At 52.1% G+C, this 18,578-nt stretch carries 25 protein-coding genes; 21 read left to right on the top strand and 4 right to left on the bottom strand.

The genetic code is table 11. The features are described from left to right. Nucleotides 1–86: 86 nt before the first annotated feature. The 4 genes from JS46_RS20300 to JS46_RS20315 all read left to right on the top strand — a co-directional run bounded on the left by JS46_RS20300 (nucleotide 87) and on the right by JS46_RS20315 (nucleotide 3,186). Nucleotides 87–278 (top strand): hypothetical protein, encoded by a 192-nt coding sequence (locus tag JS46_RS20300; protein ID WP_033755131.1) that lies wholly within the window; start codon nucleotides 87–89, stop codon nucleotides 276–278. A gap of 19 nt (nucleotides 279–297) precedes the next feature. Then, the gene (locus JS46_RS20305; protein ID WP_033755133.1) at nucleotides 298–558 is read left to right on the top strand and encodes a DinI-like family protein; all 261 of its coding nucleotides are present in this window, start codon (nucleotides 298–300) and stop codon (nucleotides 556–558) included. Nucleotides 559–606: 48 nt separating this feature from the next. After that, nucleotides 607–864, top strand: a complete 258-nt coding sequence (locus tag JS46_RS20310) for a hypothetical protein (protein ID WP_033755136.1) — start codon at nucleotides 607–609, stop codon at nucleotides 862–864. Nucleotides 865–1,125: 261 nt separating this feature from the next. After that, on the top strand, nucleotides 1,126–3,186 hold the full coding sequence (locus JS46_RS20315) for a P-loop ATPase, Sll1717 family (RefSeq protein WP_033755139.1): 2,061 nt from the start codon (nucleotides 1,126–1,128) through the stop codon (nucleotides 3,184–3,186). Between the two features lie 42 nt (nucleotides 3,187–3,228). On the opposite strand, the gene JS46_RS20320 is transcribed toward JS46_RS20315, so the two are convergent. Together JS46_RS20320 and JS46_RS20325 are read right to left on the bottom strand one after the other, a co-directional pair. Next, a complete protein-coding gene (locus tag JS46_RS20320) occupies nucleotides 3,229–4,263 on the bottom strand; it encodes a phage portal protein (protein WP_033755143.1) in 1,035 nt (344 codons plus the stop codon). After that, on the bottom strand, nucleotides 4,263–6,026 hold the full coding sequence (locus tag JS46_RS20325) for a terminase ATPase subunit family protein (RefSeq protein ID WP_033755145.1): 1,764 nt from the start codon (nucleotides 6,024–6,026) through the stop codon (nucleotides 4,263–4,265). The genes JS46_RS20320 and JS46_RS20325 overlap by 1 nt, the downstream gene beginning before the upstream one ends. A 145-nt stretch (nucleotides 6,027–6,171) precedes the next feature. On the opposite strand from JS46_RS20325, the gene JS46_RS20330 reads away from it, so the two are divergent. The 11 genes from JS46_RS20330 (at nucleotide 6,172) to JS46_RS20375 (ending at nucleotide 11,730) form a co-directional block, all read left to right on the top strand. Further along, on the top strand, nucleotides 6,172–7,017 hold the full coding sequence (locus tag JS46_RS20330) for a GPO family capsid scaffolding protein (protein ID WP_033755148.1): 846 nt from the start codon (nucleotides 6,172–6,174) through the stop codon (nucleotides 7,015–7,017). Between the two features lie 52 nt (nucleotides 7,018–7,069). Continuing rightward, on the top strand, nucleotides 7,070–8,143 hold the full coding sequence (locus JS46_RS20335) for a phage major capsid protein, P2 family (RefSeq protein ID WP_033755151.1): 1,074 nt from the start codon (nucleotides 7,070–7,072) through the stop codon (nucleotides 8,141–8,143). Nucleotides 8,144–8,146: 3 nt separating this feature from the next. Continuing rightward, entirely contained in the window at nucleotides 8,147–8,815 is a 669-nt protein-coding gene (locus JS46_RS20340) for a terminase endonuclease subunit (protein ID WP_033755154.1), read from the top strand. A 92-nt stretch (nucleotides 8,816–8,907) separates the two neighbouring features. Then, nucleotides 8,908–9,378 (top strand): head completion/stabilization protein, encoded by a 471-nt coding sequence (locus JS46_RS20345; RefSeq protein ID WP_033755157.1) that lies wholly within the window; start codon nucleotides 8,908–8,910, stop codon nucleotides 9,376–9,378. Next, nucleotides 9,378–9,581, top strand: coding sequence for a tail protein X (locus JS46_RS20350; RefSeq protein WP_033755160.1), 204 nt, complete (start codon nucleotides 9,378–9,380; stop codon nucleotides 9,579–9,581). The genes JS46_RS20345 and JS46_RS20350 overlap by 1 nt, the downstream gene beginning before the upstream one ends. Before the next feature lie 3 nt (nucleotides 9,582–9,584). Then, entirely contained in the window at nucleotides 9,585–9,806 is a 222-nt protein-coding gene (locus JS46_RS20355) for an HP1 family phage holin (RefSeq protein ID WP_033755162.1), read from the top strand. Then, nucleotides 9,790–10,299: a lysozyme gene (locus JS46_RS20360; protein ID WP_033755165.1), complete on the top strand. Its 510-nt coding sequence runs from the start codon at nucleotides 9,790–9,792 to the stop codon at nucleotides 10,297–10,299. The genes JS46_RS20355 and JS46_RS20360 overlap by 17 nt, the downstream gene beginning before the upstream one ends. Next, complete coding sequence (gene lysB, locus JS46_RS20365) at nucleotides 10,296–10,718, top strand: Rz-like lysis system protein LysB (protein ID WP_033755167.1); 423 nt, start codon at nucleotides 10,296–10,298, stop codon at nucleotides 10,716–10,718. The genes JS46_RS20360 and lysB overlap by 4 nt, the downstream gene beginning before the upstream one ends. Further along, nucleotides 10,615–10,887, top strand: a complete 273-nt coding sequence (gene lysC / locus JS46_RS24665; RefSeq protein ID WP_235213021.1) for an Rz1-like lysis system protein LysC — start codon at nucleotides 10,615–10,617, stop codon at nucleotides 10,885–10,887. Before lysB ends, lysC begins: the two co-directional genes overlap by 104 nt. Then, a complete protein-coding gene (locus JS46_RS20370; RefSeq protein WP_033755169.1) occupies nucleotides 10,820–11,287 on the top strand; it encodes a phage tail protein in 468 nt (155 codons plus the stop codon). Before lysC ends, JS46_RS20370 begins: the two co-directional genes overlap by 68 nt. After that, nucleotides 11,284–11,730: a phage virion morphogenesis protein gene (locus tag JS46_RS20375; RefSeq protein WP_033755172.1), complete on the top strand. Its 447-nt coding sequence runs from the start codon at nucleotides 11,284–11,286 to the stop codon at nucleotides 11,728–11,730. The genes JS46_RS20370 and JS46_RS20375 overlap by 4 nt, the downstream gene beginning before the upstream one ends. Here the strand turns inward: JS46_RS20375 and JS46_RS20380 are convergent, their stop codons facing one another. Continuing rightward, on the bottom strand, nucleotides 11,731–14,262 hold the full coding sequence (locus JS46_RS20380; RefSeq protein ID WP_033755175.1) for a DEAD/DEAH box helicase family protein: 2,532 nt from the start codon (nucleotides 14,260–14,262) through the stop codon (nucleotides 11,731–11,733). Nucleotides 14,263–14,395: 133 nt separating this feature from the next. Here JS46_RS20380 and JS46_RS20385 point away from each other — a divergent pair, with 133 nt between their 5' ends. Genes JS46_RS20385 through JS46_RS23620 form a run of 6 tightly spaced genes read left to right on the top strand, consistent with a single transcriptional unit; the run spans nucleotide 14,396 to nucleotide 18,293 of the window. Then, a complete protein-coding gene (locus JS46_RS20385; protein ID WP_033755177.1) occupies nucleotides 14,396–14,992 on the top strand; it encodes a phage baseplate assembly protein V in 597 nt (198 codons plus the stop codon). Next, the gene (locus JS46_RS20390) at nucleotides 14,992–15,339 is read left to right on the top strand and encodes a GPW/gp25 family protein (RefSeq protein ID WP_033755179.1); all 348 of its coding nucleotides are present in this window, start codon (nucleotides 14,992–14,994) and stop codon (nucleotides 15,337–15,339) included. Before JS46_RS20385 ends, JS46_RS20390 begins: the two co-directional genes overlap by 1 nt. Nucleotides 15,340–15,343: 4 nt before the next feature. Further along, a complete protein-coding gene (locus tag JS46_RS20395) occupies nucleotides 15,344–16,252 on the top strand; it encodes a baseplate assembly protein (protein WP_033755181.1) in 909 nt (302 codons plus the stop codon). Next, complete coding sequence (locus JS46_RS20400) at nucleotides 16,245–16,853, top strand: phage tail protein I (protein ID WP_033755184.1); 609 nt, start codon at nucleotides 16,245–16,247, stop codon at nucleotides 16,851–16,853. Before JS46_RS20395 ends, JS46_RS20400 begins: the two co-directional genes overlap by 8 nt. Further along, a complete protein-coding gene (locus tag JS46_RS24670; protein WP_081876082.1) occupies nucleotides 16,850–17,845 on the top strand; it encodes a phage tail protein in 996 nt (331 codons plus the stop codon). Before JS46_RS20400 ends, JS46_RS24670 begins: the two co-directional genes overlap by 4 nt. 4 nt (nucleotides 17,846–17,849) lie before the next feature. Continuing rightward, nucleotides 17,850–18,293 (top strand): tail fiber assembly protein, encoded by a 444-nt coding sequence (locus tag JS46_RS23620; protein ID WP_072010468.1) that lies wholly within the window; start codon nucleotides 17,850–17,852, stop codon nucleotides 18,291–18,293. Nucleotides 18,294–18,334: 41 nt separating this feature from the next. Here the strand turns inward: JS46_RS23620 and JS46_RS20415 are convergent, their stop codons facing one another. Further along, complete coding sequence (locus JS46_RS20415; RefSeq protein WP_033755187.1) at nucleotides 18,335–18,577, bottom strand: hypothetical protein; 243 nt, start codon at nucleotides 18,575–18,577, stop codon at nucleotides 18,335–18,337. Nucleotide 18,578 lies beyond the last annotated feature (1 nt).

An 18,578-nucleotide genomic window follows, 5' to 3' on the forward strand; every position in this document is an offset into this window, starting at 1 on the left:
TGCTTTTTGGTGAGACATTTTTCTTTCGAAGATTCTGGAGCCTGTGCTACTGTATAAATAGACAGTATATTTATTGGGGAGGGCGCATGGATAACGTTTTGAAAGAGCGGGTAATGCTTGAGCGGGTAGAGCTGATAGCGAGACTTACATCAGAAGGGATCTGCAGAGAGCGGGATAGGGTGATTGCTTTAAATCTCATTGCTGAGATAGCGCGTAACACCTCGATAACCAACAAGCAGTTTTCGGTCGTGTTTTCGGCCGTGCCGTTTGAAGAATAACGAGCGAGGTTACGACTGTATGCGAATAGAAATCATGCTCGATAAAAATCAAAAGATAAGCCAGCCAGTTATAGATGCTTTTGATGCCGAGGTTAGCCGCCGCGTTTGCGCTCTTTTCCCCGACGCCGAGGTGCAGGTGCGCCAGGGTAATCATACAAGAATAGAAATGCCGGGCTTAAAGCTCGATGAGGACAGAAGCCGCGTGAACGAGCTGCTGCAGAACGTGTGGGAAGATGAGAGCTGGCTGATCGAGGTAACGCTGCCAACGTCAAAAGCTTGATTTTGGCGGCGGCGGAGTTGAACAACGAGCATTGCGAGGCGTTAGGCTATGGCTAAGAGTGCAGATAAATTCAAAATCGTGCATCGTGGCGAGTCGCTAACTTACTACACGCCGGGCGAATGGGTCTTTTTTCAAAGATCCAAAGAAAGCGGTGGCGGGTACTGGCTCGGCAGGACATACGATTTTGTTTTCATCATTGAGTTGCCTCAGCCCGTTTCGCTTCATCAGGGTATCCTTTTTCTTAACAGCCTGGAGCCGCAAAGCACCTTTAAGCTGGAGTCAGCAGACAATTTTAAGCTGCAGTGAGCTATGCATGCATAACGTGCATGGATCTGCATGCGATTACCACAGCTGAAAACATGCGACGAGGCCAGTGCTGGCCTCGTTTTTTCTGTCTGATGCAACTGCATCAAAAGCGATGCACAAAGCGGGCAGGCGTGGCGGGGATAGCATTGCGCGCGGCGTACAGACGCTACATTCTTTATATGCGCCTTCCAGCTTAACTTTACATGCCAACAACCCTGTTGTACGTTAACTCATCAAAAAAATATTTGGGCCGCTCATCAAATGAAAGGAAACTCTCTAGGTGATATAAGAGCAGAATCTGATACCAACATGCTCGAAAAAGCTTTTTGGGAAACAGCTGACTACAAATCCATATTAGAATCAAGCGATCGCTGTATTATTGTTGGCAGACGCGGCACAGGAAAAAGCGCCCTGGTACATATGCTTTCAAAAAAATGGAAAGCTAAACCTAAAACAGCAGTTATAACCATTGCCCCTGAAGAAGAGCAAATAATTGGTTTGAGGGATGTTTTTTCTATATTTGGAACTAATTACTCTCAGATAAAAGCTGGTATAAAACTTTCTTGGCGTTACGCTCTTTACATGGAAGTAATTACAGAAATAGCCAATCATTATAAATTAAAAAATGATTTGGATGTATTGTCTATACAAAGTCATATCCAAGGGTGGGGGGCTCGTCGACAAGCTATTGCTACAAAAATAAGGAAGAAGCTCAATACGATTATAGATAAAAATAAAACCCCTGCATCATTAATAGCTGACCTATCTGATATATTTGAATTTGACTTGCTTGAAGAAGTTATTTTAGAAGCCCTTGAGAAATCAGACTATCAAATGATCATTCTTGCCGATCGATTAGACGAAGGTTATAGCCCTGATGATTTGGGTGTAGCAATTGTTGATGGCTTTGCTCAAACGGTAATTGACTTAAAAGCTAGAACTAAAGAAAGGATAATCTCATATGCTTTTATAAGAGACAATATATATCGTTCCATATCAAAGATGGATCCTGACTTTACCCGTAATATAGAGGGTCAAACTTTAAGACTTCACTGGGATGAATATAATTTGTTCAATGTGGTTTGTAATCGACTTAGAGTTGCCTTTGATGTCCAGAAAGAAAATAATTTAAAAACTTGGAATCAATTTGCCGCCAGAGAGCTAAAAGGCATGGAAGGGTTTAGAACCGCATTGAAGTTAACGTTATATAGGCCAAGAGATATTCTAGTGCTGTTAAACGATGCCTTTTTACGTGCTGGCTCGAACGATCGAAATACTATAATACTGGATGATATTGACTCAACTGCAAAGTCAATCTCGATAAACAGGCTTAACGATTTACATAAAGAATACGATACAATTTTCCCTGCACTCGAAGAGTTTACTAGAAAGTTTAATGGGCATGATCCTGAAATGTCTTTAGGAAGCGCTTCAATAATATTAAAAGAAGTTTTAGATAATGACGATTTGCCTAGGGATAAACTTCAAGATATATTGCTTTTCGACGGGCCGATACAGGTTATTCAAAGGTTATATAGCGTAGGTTTTATAGGTTTATATAATGATCAAACGTCATCATTCGTTTTCTGTCACGATGGAAAAGATCCAGATCGAGATTTCAAACATGAAAGCAGAATACTCATTCACCCTTGCTATTGGTTGGCATTAGGGCTTTCTCGAAGTGAAATCAAGCTTAGTGAGGCTGAAGATATACATGATGAATATGATATTGAGGTTAGCTCTATATCAACCGAACAGCGTAAACAAAAAATAGGGGCTTTGCTCAGCGAGCTAAATTCAATAGATTCTGGTGTGGCGGGTGCTCACGACTTTGAATCGTGGTGTTTAAAAACCTTGAGGATACTTTTCGCTGGGGATTTACATAACATAGAGTTGCACAGTAATAAGAATGGCATTCAACAACGAGACATTATAGCAACTAATTCTGGTGAGCGTTCAGTATGGAAAAGGATTATTGAAGACTATCAATCAAGAATGGTTATCTTTGAGATAAAGAATTATGTTGAACTTCGCCAAGCAGACTACAGGCAAGTTAATAGCTATCTAAGCAATGAATATGGGAAAATTGCATTTATTATAACTAGGGATCATAAAAATGAACTTGATAAACACAAGGAGTTGGCGTGGGCGCAAGAAATATATCATACGCACAAAAAGTTAATTATTAAGCTTTCTTATAAATTTATTGAAAAGCACTTATCTAAAGCTAGAAACCCTCAGAAACACGACGCAATCAACACTGAGGTTAACAAGCTTCTTGATACTTACATTAGACAATACTTACAAATAAAAAGTAGATGATATTATTGTTGGTGCGGCTCTTAACGAGCCGCTTTTTTGGGGCTAACTCTCCAGTATGTAAGGGCTAAATTTAATCACTTCATCTTCGAGCCAGAAATTAATCTCTTTCATCCTTTCCTGTAATGGTATTAATTCGTTACGCACGAACACCTGAGACGCCTTCACCGCGTCGCCGAACCCGCCGGAGTTATCCGGGATAATTCCCATCATCTGCGGCGGCACGCGGTGCGCGCTGAGCAGATCGTCACGGCTGGCTTTCTTGATGTTAAAAAAATCGTCTTTCGTCGCGACTTCGCTGAGAGGCAAGATCTTGATACCGTCCGGCTTGCCGTTCGGAGCGTACATGAACAGGTTACGGAAATTCCCCAGTCCTTTGGTGTCGCGCATTGCCTGACGCATCCGATCGATATCGCTGCTGCTCTGCGCCGCGTCGGTCATGTAGAGGATGTACCCGGCGTGGGCGCCGTTCTGGTAATACTTGCGGCGGAACAGTGTCGCCGCCTCATTCAGCCAGGCGGAGTTAAGCGCGCTGAGATATTCCGGCAGGCCGTACAGCTCCTGATTGATATCCGGCTCCAGCAGATGAAACACGCTGCCCGCCGTAAACTCATGCGGCTCTTTCCAGTCGTTTACAAACCAATAGACGCCTTCCCCAATGCCCTTGCGAGTGAATTTTGCCGGTGAGGTTTCAAGGCGGAGCGGCTTGCCCAGGCTGTTGCGGCGCAGCTCGGCAAAAGCGTTACCGAAAACCAGATAGTCCAGGGCGAACTTGCTGAATTCCTGTTGACTCATCATCGGGTGTGGAATGAAGGTTGAGGCCAGTATGTTGCGCTTCACGTAAATCGGCGAGCTGTGATGCACGGCCGCGCGCAGGCTTTTCGCTAATCCGTGAAAGCTGACCGGTGGCTCATACCAGCGCCCGTTACCGATGCACTCTGCGTAATCCAGAATATCGCGCTTGTCCATCACGGGCGTGGGCTCGCCGAAGGTGAACGCCTCGGCGTGCTGCTGAGGTGCGGTTGCCTGTACCGGTTGCGCGGTGGCGGAATGGGCCTTGCGGCCCCTGCGTTTGCTCATTAGTAAAACTCCAGAATTGAGGGGCTGGCGCCGCCGCTGGCTGCGGTAAGCGGTTCGTTTAAGAGAGCGTGCATAATCGCCCAGGCGACGTCCGCGTGGCTGGCTTCCTCGCTGCGGCTCGCCTCATAGGTTGAGCGGTTTCCGCTGGCCGTCATGGTTTTGCGGATCGCCATAAAGGATTGCGTGATATCCGTCGCCCCGGCGTCATACTCAAGGCGCCCGCTGCTGATGGTGTCTTTAGCCTTCAGCACCATTGCGGTTTTCACCTCCGGCGAGTATTTGATTTCGCGCGCCGCCGGGTAAAACTGGCGTACCAGCTGGAAGACGCCCTGCCCGATGCCGGTTGCATCAACGCCGATATATTCCACGGTGTACTTTTTCGTTAAGTCCTCAATGGATTTCGCCTGCGCAGCAAAATCCATGCCGCGCCACTGGTGGCGCTCCAGCACGCGAAACTTACCGCCCGCCACAACCGGCGGCGCGATGACGGCGCAGCCTGCACTGTCGCCGGTGTGCGACGGGTCATAGCCGATCCAGACCGGGCGGTAAGCAAACGGGCGCGGCAGGTACGGGTTAAAGTCTTCCCACTCCTCCAGGCTGTCGATCATGCAGGTCTGCAGCTCGGCGAACGGGAACACGCTCGCCTCATCATCGACAAACTCACACATCAGCAGGTTCTGATATTCCGCCGGGCTGTATTCAAGCTGCAGCTGGTCAATGTCGAACAGGTTGCAGCCGCCGGTCAGCGCGTCCTCAACCGTGACAATCTGGCGCCACTGGCCGTCACCGCACAGCGCGCCTTTCGCCAGGTGCGAATGCGAAAGGTCTATCTCGATGCGGTCATCTTTGCTGCGGCGTCCTTTGTTGAACAGCGCGCCCGACCAGAACGGATAGGCGCTGTGTGACAGGCTCGACGGTGTAGAAAAGTAGGTGGTGCGCCACTTCTTGTGCAGCGACATCCCGCTGGCAACCTTGCGCAGCTCCTGAAATTTCGGGATCCAGAAATATTCATCCAGGTACAGATTGCCGGTGTAGCTCTGCGCGGTGCGCACGTTCGTGCCGAGAAATATCAGGCGGGCGCCGTTCGGCAGCACGATGGGATCGCCTTTCAGGTCAACGTCTGCCTGCCGGGCAAAGTCGAGGATGTAGTTTTTAAAGACGTGCGCCTGCGCCTTGCTGGCCGACAGGAAAATCTGATTGCGGCCGGTGGTGAGCGCATCTATCAGCGCCTCGCGGGCAAAGTAGAACGTCGCGCCAATCTGGCGAGACTTCAGAATGTTGCGGATGCGGTGAGTCAGCCCGGCCCGGTGCCAGTTGAGCTGATACTCAAAGCAGCCATCCATAAACAGTTCGGTAAGTTTCTCCGTCTGTTCGTCGCTGAAAACGTTTTTAGCCGGCGGCTGGCGCTCGCCCTTATTGCGGTTGCGCACGTTCGGGTTTAAGTCCGCCTCGTTGCCGCTGCTGCGGTAACGCTCAACGCGGGCAAGGCGCTCTATCTGACGGCCGAGCGCATCTATCTCCTTGTAGTCACCATTCCCTTTGACCTCTTTCATGATGAGCTGAATCAACCGGGCTTCCATGCTGGATTCCACGCGACTGATGGGCGCAACGTCATCCCACGCGTCGCGCAGCTTCCAGCTCTGCACGGTTGGCGTTTTCTGTTTGAGCGTCTCCGCTATCTGGCGCACGGAATAACCCTGCCAGTAAAGCAGCGCGGCCTGACGGCGCGGATCGCTGATGATGGTGGTCGGTGTCATGTTCATGCAGCCAAGGCTACCGGCGCCGAAAATGGCGCGCCTGCTGTCTCTGTTTGCTGATGCATGAGCGGTCTGGCATTCGTTGAGGGATTGTGTCGCGGCGGGGAAACTGGCCCCGAACCGACCCTACACCCTGACCGGAGCCTGATTAATGGCAACTAAAGCAAAGCGTTTTCGCATCGCAGTTGAAGGCGCAACCACAGACGGCCGCAATATTTCCCGCGACTGGATTTCTCAGATGGCGAAAAACTACGACCCGACCGTGTATGGCGCCCGCATCAACATGGAACACATCCGGGGTTATGCCGCTGACAGCACGTTCCGCCGTTTCGGCGACGTGACCGGCCTCGAGGCCGAAGAAATCGGCGACGGCCCGCTCACAGGCAAGCTGGCGCTTTATGGCTGGATTGATCCGACGTCGGAGCTGGTCGAGCTGACCAAAGCGCGACAGAAAATCTACACCTCTATCGAAGTTAACCCCGATTTTTCCGACACGGGCGAGGCGTATCTGGTCGGCCTGGCTGTGACCGACGACCCGGCGAGCCTCGGCACGGAAATCCTGAGCTTCAGCGCCACGGCCAAAGCTAACCCGCTGGCGTCACGCAAGCAGGACAAAGGCAACCTGTTTACCGCCGCTGAAGAAACCGTGATCGAGTTTGAAGAGGTGGCTGACCCGTCCCCGTCCCTGATGGCACGCATTTCCGCATTGTTCTCCGCCAAAAAGAAAACCGACGGCGAGCAGTTCGCCGACGTCGGCGCGGCGGTGACGGTCGTAGCCGAGCAGGTGCAGCTGAACGCGGAGAGTCAGACGCAGAAACTGTCGGCGCTGGAACAGTCCGTCAATGCGCGACTGGAGGCTATCGAGCAGCAGGCCGGGGAAGACCGTGCCGCTTTTGCTGGGCTGCAGGAGCAACTGTCGCAGACCGACGGCAGCTTTAACCGTCGTCCGGCGTCAACCGGCAGCGATCCAAAGTCCGGCGCCCAGACAGACTGCTGATCAGGCGTGGCCTGAACGACAAAACCCAACACAGAGATAAACAGGAACGCCAATGCGCAAGAATACCCGCTTCAAGTTTAACCAGTTCATGACCCGCCTCGCCGAGCTGAACGGCGTAGAAACCGACGACATGAACAAAAAATTCACCGTGGAGCCGTCAGTCACGCAGACCCTGATGACCCGCGTGCAGGAGTCGTCCGCCTTTCTGACCCGCGTCAACATCGTGCCGGTGTCCGAAATGAAGGGCGAGAAAGTCGGGATCGGCGTGTCCGGCTCGATTGCCAGCACGACCGACACGGCAGGCGGCGACGAGCGCGAAACCGCTGACTTTGCCGCGCTGGATAAGCAGGGTTATGAATGTGTGCAGGTCAACTACGACTTTCATATCCGCTATAACACCCTCGACCTGTGGGCGCGCTATGAAGATTTTCAGGCCCGTCTGCGTGACGCCATCGTGAAGCGCCAGGCGCTCGACCGCATCATGATTGGCTTCAACGGCGTAGAGCGTGCCAAAACCTCTAACCGTGCGAAGTTCCCGATGCTGCAGGACGTGGCCGTAGGCTGGCTGCAGAAGTACCGCAACGATGCGCCTGAGCGCGTGATGAGCAAAATCACCGACGAAAGCGGCGCCGTAGTGTCTGCAAAAATCCGCGTCGGCAAAGGTGGCGACTACGCCAACCTCGACGCGTTGGTGATGGACGCAACCAACACCCTGATTGAGCCGTGGTATCAGGAAGACCCGGAGCTGGTTGTAATCGTGGGCCGTCAGTTGCTGGCCGACAAATACTTCCCGATCGTCAATCAGTCGCAGGCCAACACCGAGCAGCTGGCCGCCGATCTCATCGTCAGCCAGAAACGCATCGGCAACCTGCCAGCGGTGCGCGTGCCGTATTTTCCGGCAAATGCGTTGATGATTACCCGCCCGGATAACCTGTCGATTTACTGGCAGGAAGGCACGCACCGCCGCCTGATTGACGAGGTGCCGAAGCGCGACCGCATCGAAAACTACGAGTCCATCAACGAGGACTACGTGATTGAGGATTACGCGGCCGGTTGCCTGGTTGAAAACATCGAGGTCGGTGAGTTCAGCGCGGCTGCAGAAACCCCGGCAACACCGGAGGCGTAACGCATGTTAAGCCCTGCCCGACGTCACCGCATGCGCCAGGAGGCTATCGAAGCCTCGCAGAACGCCGACAACCCGCTGCGCCACGCCAGCGGCTATGAGCAGATGCTCATCAAGCTGAACGACGACAAGCGCCGCCTGAAGAAAGTGCACTCCAACGAGCGCAAGGCGGAAATGAAACGGCAGCTGCTGCCTGAGTACGTGCCGTGGGTATCCGGCGTGCTGGAGAAAGGCAAAGGCGCACAGGATGCCGTGCTGATGACCGTCATGATCTGGCGGCTCGATGCGGGCGACGTGACCGGCGCGCTGGAAATCGCCCGGTACGCGCTGGCGCATGGTCTTGTCTCGCCTGACGGCTTCAAGCGCGCCAGCCTGCCGTATCTGCTGGCTGAGGAAGTCGCCAGCGCGGCAACGCGAGCCTGGACGGCAAAAGAGCCGGTCGATGTCTGCCCGCTGCTGGCGACTATTGCGATGACGGAATCCGAAGACATGCCCGATCAGGTGCGCGCCAAGCTGCACAAGATAACCGGGTATGTGCTTCGCGATGCGGGCAGGGCTTCGGAGGCGATGACCCACCTTGTACGGGCGCAGCAGCTGCACGACGGCTGCGGCGTCAAAAAAGACATTGAGCGGCTGGGAACGGCGATGAAAAAGCAGGCCATCGCCAGCCGCTGACCGAACGCGACCCCGCGCACGGGCGGCAGGACGGCAACGCACTTTCAGTGTCTGCGCCGACCTCCACCGCCCACCTATTTTAAAGGCCGATTATGCATAACACGGTTGTTATCCCCGCCCCGCGACCGGCAGAGACTGCCGAGCCGCCGGTGAAGAATACGTTTTTCTGGCCTGACGTTGACCTGCAGCAGCTGCGCGAGTCGCTGCGCTATGAGGGAACGGTCACGGCGCAGCGCCTGCGTCTGGCCGTGAAAACGGCGATCTCGGAAGTGAACGCCGAGCTGTACGACTGGCGCGCCACACAAATAGCCGCGGGCTTTAAGCTGCTTGCCGATGTACCGGCGGAATCGCTCGACGGCGAAAGCGAAAAGGTGACGGCGTACCTTGCCGCCGTCGGCGCCCTGACCGCTGCGACCATTGTCGAACGCTATCGCGGCTATGACGCCAGCGGCACAAAAAAGGCGGGCGAGATTGAGGCGAGCGCCGACGAATACTGGCGCGACGCGCGATTCAATATCAGCCGCATCGCCGGGAAACCTGGCTGCATTGTGGATCTGCTGTGATGAACGTTTACGCGCAGCAGGGCGATACCGTTGACGAAATCTGCCAGCGCTATTACGGGCGAACGGGGCAGGCGGTCGAGCTGGTTTATGCGGCTAATCCGGGCCTTGCGGAAAGCGGGCCGGTGCTGCCGCACGGCTGCGAGGTAACGCTGCCCGATCTGCCGGACTCTTCAACGGGTGAAAGCGTCAACCTGTGGGACTAAAAAATGGAAAAAATCAGCTCTGTGATCAACTACCTGATTGGCCTCATCCTGATGTGGTTCGGCCGTCATACGCCACAGGATATCGCCTTTATGGTCGGTTCGGGCGTGGCCGTTATCACGGTTGTCATTAACGTGGCGACGTTTTTTATTAACTGGCATTACCGCCGCAAAACCTACGAGCTGCAGCAGAGCATGCGGGGGGTGAGCCTTGAGCCAGACCGCTAAGCGCTGCGCCGTGGCGGCGGTGCTGGCTATCGCCGCGCTGCTGCCCCAGTTCAAAACCCTGCAAACCTCCGAGGCCGGGCTGGCGCTTATCGCCAACGCAGAAGGATGCCGCACGTCGCCTTACCAGTGCAGCGCCGGAGTCTGGACGAACGGCATTGGTCACACAGAAGGCGTTACGCCGCGCAGCCAGGTCAGCGAGCGGCAGGCTGCGGTTAATCTCGTTTATGACGTGATGCGCGTCGAGCGCGGGATCGGAGCCTGCATGCCGGTTGATATGCCGCAACCGGTTTACGACGTGACCATATCCTTTGCGTTCAACGTCGGCGTGCATGCGGCCTGCGGATCGACCTTTGCCCGGCATATCAGGGCGCAGCGCTGGGCTGATGCCTGCAACGAGCTGCCCCGCTGGGTATTCGTCAACGGCGCGCGCAATCGTGGGCTGGAAAACCGCCGCGCGGCGGAAAAGGCGTACTGCCTGCGGGGTGTGAAATGACGCGCCTGATAGCGGGACTACTGGCCGTAGCGCTGCTGGCGCTGGGACTGACCGGCTGGCAGTGGAAAGTCGCAAAAGATGATCTCAGCAGCGCGCAGCGCATCATCGGCACGCTGTCGGCAGGTATCGATAGCCGCGACAAAGCGACAGCCAGGCTGGACGCGGATGCGAAGGCCAGCCAGAAACGCGAGGCTGAGCTGCGGCTGATGCAGGGGCGCGCCAGCACGGCCGCGCTGAACCGTGAAATGCACATACAGAGAGAAACCGATGCGAATCCGATATTGCGTAACTGGTCTGCTGCTGATCTGCCTGACGATGTTATCCGGCTGCACAGTCGCCCCGCCTTCGCCAGCGCCAGAGATTATCTGGATTGGGTGTCCGCGCGTGACAAGCTGCCCGGTGCCGGGAAACAGCCTTAAAACGGCCGGCGATCTGGCGGCGGATAATCGCCAGCTAGAGGCCGCACTCGCCGCCTGCGGGCTGCAGGTCGAAGTTATCAAAGACTGCCAGGAGCAACACGATGCTGAAACCGCAACAACTACGCCGGGCGCTGACCGACAGCGTGCCGGAGCTGCAGCGAAACCCTGACGCGCTGAACGTCTTTATCGACAGCGGGCGCATTGTCTCGACGCTTGCCAGCTCGCTGTCGTTTGAATATCAGTACCGGCTGAACATGGTGATTACGGATTACGCCGACAATATCGATCTGCTGATCGTGCCACTGCTTGAATGGCTGCGGACAAATGAGCCTGACATTATGGCAACCGAGGAAAAGCGCCGGACGGGCTTTACCTTCACAGCGGACGTGATCAGCGACACGACCAGCGATATCAGCATAGAGCTACAGCTGAGCGAGCGCGTGATCGTGAAACAGGTAGACGGCGCGCTGCACGTCACGCACGTCGGCGAGAATCCGCTGCCGGATAACGACGCGCGGCCGTTGCAGCTGTACGCAGGCGGCAAGCTCATCAGCGAGTGGCAATCATGAGCGACCTGCAGCTGGTAAACGACCGTCTGGAGGCACTCATCAGCAGCCTGTCAGCCCCGGCCCGCAAAGAGATGGCGCGCAGCATTGGGCGCAAGCTGCGCGCCCGTCAGCAGCAAAATATCAAGCGCCAGCAGGCGCCAGACGGCACGCCGTTCAAGCCCCGAAAAGCGCAGCCGGTGCGCAGCAAAAAGGGGCGCATCAAGCGCGAGATGTTCGCAAAGCTTCGCACAGCGAAATATATGAAGACCCAGGCCAGCGCCAGCGAAGCGGTGATCGAGTTTACAGGTAACGTGCAGCGCATGGCCCGCGTACACCATTACGGGCTGCGCGACCGGCCATCGCGGAAGGGTAAAAAGGTGCAGTATGAGTCACGCCTGCTATTAGGAATCAGCAAGCATGATATTGAGATGATTGATGAGCTAGTCATCAATCATCTATACTAATTATTTGCTACCTTTTATTACGCGCTCTGAATATTCGCTCAGTAAAGAAGTTATGTCCAGTTTGTGCGGCTTGAAGAAGTTGTGAACTGTTGCTTCGTCTAAAGAATGGATGTCGTAACTTTTAAGTTCCTTAAAAAAAGAACGTGTATTTTGTTTGAGATTTTTCAATTTCGCAGGCCTCATTACTTCAACCGGATAATTAAAGTCACCATAATAAGATAAGATTTTACTGCTAATCACCATTATATTCTTGCACGCTGCATCATTATATTCATCCCTGAACCAGCCACAGTGGTTGTTCATCTGACCTGCTTCGTGTTTATTAATTTCCTTGCGATCTTCTTTAACTTCATTTTTGCATTCTATGAGAAAATATTGTTTATCGACCCCTCCCCAAAGAGCATCGGGACCTTTCTTTATTTCTTTGTCTGGTCGCTGGCTAATAAAACCAAGCATTGTCCCAAGATCAGAGATAGCCTGCTCAAACTTTTCTGATTGAACACCAAATGATAGATTCTGAAGTATGCCATCAACCTCAATCATCATAGACTCATATGTTTCATGAGAATTAATCCAATTTATTACTCTCATTACTCGTGAAGAGTTAATGCTTTCAATTTTTTTATAGGTGACACCATCTCTTGGTTTTAGCAAGTTTATATTTTTCTGAAATGCAGATTTTTGTATTCTGTCAGAATCTACCTTACTTGAAGTATAAGTAAATCTAGCTTGCAACTGGAGATACCATGCCTTTTCCATTTCATTATTTGTAAACTCATCACTAATTCGCTGAATCAATTCACAAGCCTTTTTCACTTCTCCCTTTTGCAGTTCTTTCTCAGCTAAGTATTCAAGATTAATCAAGTCATACAAAGAATTTTGATAAGCAGGTAATGATACCTCGTTCATTGATTCTTGATAATACTCTTTCCATCCCTCGTCCCTTAGTAAGGATTTATTAATCAAATCTATAAAAATCTGCTTTGGTTTTGCACCTTTGCTTATATCTTCCTGAGTAAAAGATACTATTTGCTCACCTAGCTCAATTTGCATTTGAGTTTGTGGTGAAAAATATTTTTTTGTTAAAGGGCTTTTGAGGAACTGTACTAAATCTCCTCCGGTAATAACAATTACGCTATAATCTTTTTCACCCCTTACACTTCTACCCAAACCTTGCTCTACTTTTTGAGCAGTCAATATGTTAATTATATCACTGCTTGGGCGACATTCTTCTTCGTATCTTTCAGCAAGACTTTCTGAGTATGGCTTAGAATCTACTATAAGGATACGGCATGAGCTATCAGGTAAGTCAATACCATCATACCTATTTGCAAATACCATTGAGTGACTAAAGTCACCTGCTTTTAATTTTTCTATATTAGAAAATATAGTATCCGTTGTTGATACAATTGCTCCATATTTTTCATATTGTGCTTTGTTATTAAAACTAGGAGCAAGACAAACTGTGCCAAATCTTCTTTTGTCCCGGGGTTGCAATAACATACTTATGACTTTATCACGGTCTAGTGATTCATCTATAAGTGAAGGTATTAATACCATTTTCTCCCCTGACCAGATTAAATCAGGATTAATAAGAGGATCTCTAACTGAGTCAACATCAAATCTCAGGCCTTTTATAAAGAAAGAATCGTTTTGAGTTGTGGCAGACATAAGGAATCGATGTTTGGCTTGACTGAATGTACCAAATACATCAATTAAAGATACTATTGGTGAGATCTCTAACGATTCAGATGATATAAAAGCTTGGCAATTATGAAGGTTATCTTTAATAAGCGGCCAAGTATATTTTACATTCTTATCTGAAGCGTGCTGGATTAGGGTTTTTGCAACTACTTCTTTTTTGTCAATCCATGACCAATAAGGAATCGGCAAAACTGAAGAGTGACCTATACCACTTTCGATTTCTAAAAAACTTCCTTCGCCTTGTTCTTTCAATTCATCTGCGAAAATGTTCATGAATTGATTATATATTTCATGCTCTCTATTTATCTTAATTGTGAAGCAGTTTTTTATTGCATCGATACATGCCTGAGAGTCATCTAATATAATAGAGTTAGGTACGATTGATTTTGCACCTAATCCAAAGACAGTAACTCCGTTAAATATTTTTTGCACATGAGTTATGAGGATCTTTTTTCCTGCAAGGAAATCATCAGGAATTTTTTTTGATGAATCAATTATGCAATAAGGTATGCCAAACTTTTCTGCATCTATTACAGCTTGTTTGGCTAGATAGATGTTGGGGCATACATATATACAAGGTGCGCCAGTCTCATTCAATTTTGACTGTAATATTAACAGGCCAATAAGAGTTTTACCCTCTCCGGTATGTAATTTTATTATATTATCTCTTCGTTCTTTTTTTTCGCTAAACCACGAGTTAAGGATCTTAATTTGAGATGGCCTCAATGGCCCAGCATCACTTTTTCTATCCAATGTATCATAAATTTCAACCGGGTTAACTCTTTTAGGTAACTCTTTCTTTCTCAGTTTATTTTTAAAATCAACCATTTAAACTCTCCATTTTCTAGGTTAAGTCTTGTTGATTCAACAAGTATTGTTAATGTATTCCTGGTTTGTACGTTGTTCAATAGCAGAACAGCTCTGTATTCAAATTTGATGATTTTACTTTCAAAGTAATGGCATGAACTCAAATGAAAAAATCAATGAAATTCAGCGCCTGCTGCGCAACCTGATCCGTATCGGAACAGTGTCAGCCGTCAATCTAACCGACGGACTTTGCCGCGTCGATACGGGAAATAACACAACTAACTGGCTTCACTGGCTGAGCGCCCGCGCGGGTAAAACCCGTTCTTGGAATGCGCCGTCTGTGGGCGAGCAGGTGATCGTCTTATGCCTGGGCGGCGAACTCGATACCGGCTTTGTGATGCCGGGAATCTTCTCGGACGACAACCCGGCGCCGTCGGCGTCGGCGGATGCGCTGCACTGGTCATTTCCTGACGGCGCTGTGATCGAGTATGAGCCGGAAAGCGGCGCACTGACCGCAACGGGCATACAGACGGCAACCATTAAGGCGGCGGTAAAAATCCTGTTCGATTCACCAGAGGTGGAGTGCACCAGGCTTCTGAAAACCGCGCAACTGGAAGTCACCCAGGGCGGCACGATGAAAGGAAACGTGTCGCACAGCGGCGGCAGCCTTAGCTCTAACGGTATCGTGGTCGATGCTCATCAGCATGGCGGCGTGAAGTCGGGCGACGATCTATCGGGAGGGCCGCAGTAATGGCAGAAAAATATATCGGTATGAACCGCGATAGCGGTAGCACCCTGACCGATCTCGATCACATCCGGCAGTCAGTGCGTGACATTCTGTTGACGCCGCTCGGCGCCAGGGTGATGCGCCGTCAGTATGGCTCGCTTCTTTCCGCACTGATTGACCAGCCGCAAAACGAGGCGCTGCGCCTGCAGATTATGTCGGCCTGCTATCTGGCGCTCCTGCAGTGGGAGCCGCGCATCAGGCTGACCGCCATCAGTTTTGAGACGGACTATAGCGGCGCAATGGTGGTCGAGCTGACGGGCAACCGCACCGACAACGCGCAGCCTCTTTCCTTAACCGTTCCTGTGAGCTGAGAACATGGCAACTATCGACCTGAGCCAGCTGCCCGCGCCTGACGTGGTGGAAGCGCTGGACTATGAATCCCTGCTGGCCGAGCGCAAGGCGACGCTGGTTTCCCTTTACCCGGCAGAACAGCAGGACGCTATCGCGCGCACGCTGGCGCTGGAGTCGGAACCTATCGTTAAGCTGCTGCAGGAAAACGCCTATCGTGAGCTGATCCTGCGCCAGCGTATCAACGAGGCGGCAAAGGCCAATATGGTGGCGTATGCGCTGGATGGCGACCTTGACCAGCTCGGCGCAAATAATGGCGTTTCTCGCCTGATTATTACCCCGGCCGACGATACGACCATTCCGCCGACGGCCGCCGTGATGGAAAGTAATGACGATTTCCGGCTGCGCATCGCCGCCGCCTTTGAAGGGCTGAGCGTAGCCGGGCCGACCGGCGCCTATGAGTACCACGCCAAAAGCGCCGACGGCCGCGTGGCGGACGCCTCGGCCATCAGCCCGTCGCCTGCCGTCGTGACCGTGACCGTGCTCGCCCGCGAGGGCAACGGCGCCGCCGGTGACGACCTGCTGGCCGTAGTAAGCGCCGCGCTTAACGACGAGGACGTGCGCCCGGTCGCTGACCGGGTGAGCGTGCAGTCGGCGGAGATCGTGAACTATGAAATCGAAGCCGAGTTGTATCTCTATCCGGGGCCGGAGGCAGAACCTATCCGCGCCGCCTCTGAGGCAAAGCTCGCCGCCTATGTCACCGCGCAGAAACGCCTCGGCCGGGATATTCGTTTGTCGGCGCTTTATGCCGCCATGCACGTTGAGGGCGTGCAGCGCGTCAACCTGATTAAGCCATCAGCCGACGTCGTGCTCGATAAAACGCAGGCGGCTTACTGTACTGGCTACGTGCTGACCGTGGGAGGCTCGGATGAGTGATCGCCTGCTGCCGACCGGTTCATCAGCGCTTGAGGTTGCCGCTGCCGAGGCGCTGGCGAGCCTGGGCGCCATGAACGTGCCACTGCGTCAGCTGTGGAACCCGCAAACCTGTCCGGTTGTGCTGCTGCCTTATCTGGCGTGGGCGTGGTCGGTTGATCGCTGGGATTCAGCCTGGAGCGAATCGACAAAGCGTAGCGTGGTTGTTGCCTCGCAGTTCGTGCACCGACACAAAGGCACAATTGGCGCTATCCGCCGTGTCGTTGAGCCTTTGGGGTATCTGATCAAGGTTATCGAGTGGTGGAAAACCAACGAGGCGCCAGGCACGTTCCGGCTAGATGTGGGCGTGTTGGATACCGGCATTACCGAAGAAATGTATAACGAGCTGGAGCGGCTGATAGCTGACGCGAAGCCTTGCAGCCGTCACCTTATCGGCCTATCCATCAATCTTGATGCGAACGGTATTCTGCCGGTTGCCGTTGCCAGCTATAGCGGCGATGAGCTGACGATTTACCCTTACACCCCTGAACTTATCAGCGTCGGCGGGCCGGGTTATTCCGGCGCGGCCGTGCATCTTATTGACCTGACGGAAGTGAGCGCATGACGACTAAATATTTTGCCCTGCTGACCAATCAGGGCGCGGCTAAGCTGGCGAACGCCGCCGCACTCGGCACGAAAGTGAATATCACCTCTATGGGCGTCGGGGACGGTGGCGGCACGTTGCCGACGCCAGATCCAGCGCAGACGAAGCTCATCGCAGAGAAGCGACGCGCGCAGCTTAATTCCATGACTGTAGACGTGGCGAACAGCAGCCAGATTATCGCCGAGCAAATTATCCCCGAAAGTGAAGGAGGATTCTGGATCCGCGAGATTGGCCTGTATGACGCCGACGGCGTGCTGATTGCCGTGGCGAATTGCCCGGAAACCTACAAGCCGCAGCTGGCCGAAGGCAGCGGCAGAACGCAAACCGTGCGCATGATTTTGATTGTGAACAGTACCAGCGCGGTAACGCTGAAGATAGACCCGGCTGTTGTGTTGGCGACCCGACAATATGTTGATAGCGCCGTGATTGAGGTGAATTCCTATGCTGACAGCCTGATGGCCGCGCATGTGAAGGCCGACAATCCGCATAGTCAGTATCCGCTGATCAAGAACGCGCTGAAGGAAATGGCTGATGCTGGTTTGCTGCCGGACGTTCTCAAAAACCTCGGTTTAGGCGAAGCCGCGAAACGCGCCGTCGGCGCTGGCGTAAACCAGATACCGGACATGTCATTTTATGACCTGACTGTGAGCGGGGATTCCAGCTCAAGGAAGCTGACTGCGAAGTTACCCAACGGCTTTATTATCAAGGCCGTCTTAGGCTCGGCCGACCAGAACGGATGGTTTGATATTGCGTTTGATACGCCGTTTCCAACGGAGATTTTATTTGCATGGGGGGCTGAGCGTGCGCCTAACAGCAACCTCAACCAGACCTCCACAGTGGCGGTCAATCTCAGCCTTTCGTCAGCAAAGCACATCGTCGGGCAGATGCGATCAATCACTTCGGGCGTCAGTTCTCTGGCGGGCGGTCTTTCAGCATTTGCATTAGGAAGGTAACAGCATGAATTACATTTTCTCAGCCGTTAACGATAAATACAGCCCTCCGGTGCTAAACGCTTTTTATCGTATCTCCGATAAAACAGATTATGAAAATGCTGGAACATGGCCGAAAAATTACACGGCAATCTCTGATGAAGTTTACGAAGAATTTAACCGGACACCTCCTGCCGGTAAAACTGTAGGAGTATCCGACGGGCTGCCTGCATGGGTAGACATTCCGCCACCGTCACATGATGAAATGATCGCCACGGTACAGCAAAAAAAGCAGGCTCTGACAGATGCCGCCATGCTGTCAGTGAGCGTTATTCAGCTCAAACTGCAGGCCGGAAGAAAGCTCACCGAAACAGAAAGCGTAAAGCTCAATGCGGCCCTTGATTATATAGACGCAGTGGCAGCAATAAATCCTGAAGACGGGCCAGATATAGACTGGCCGGTACTTTCTTGATTGCAGTCTGCAAGATGGCTTGAATTTATTTCCCCTTAGAATTAAGTGGTTTGCGTCTCCGGGTATTGCGTAGGCGCATTGTTATCTGTGGCGTATTCCTTCAGGTGAGCGGGATATGCCACAGATACAGATCGCCCTGAAAAATGAAACTCTTCCGCGCCCCATATAATTGCCTGCCGTAAAAACGCCTCTACCGCAGCCGATACTTCAACAGCATCAGCTGGGGCGTTCATGTCTTGAAGGAAAAAACCAACCGCGCCCGGACTAAAAAGCATGTTTTTCATA

This window comes from Pantoea sp. NGS-ED-1003 (assembly GCF_000738765.1).
GTDB classification, from domain to species: Bacteria; Pseudomonadota; Gammaproteobacteria; order Enterobacterales; family Enterobacteriaceae; genus Pantoea; species Pantoea septica.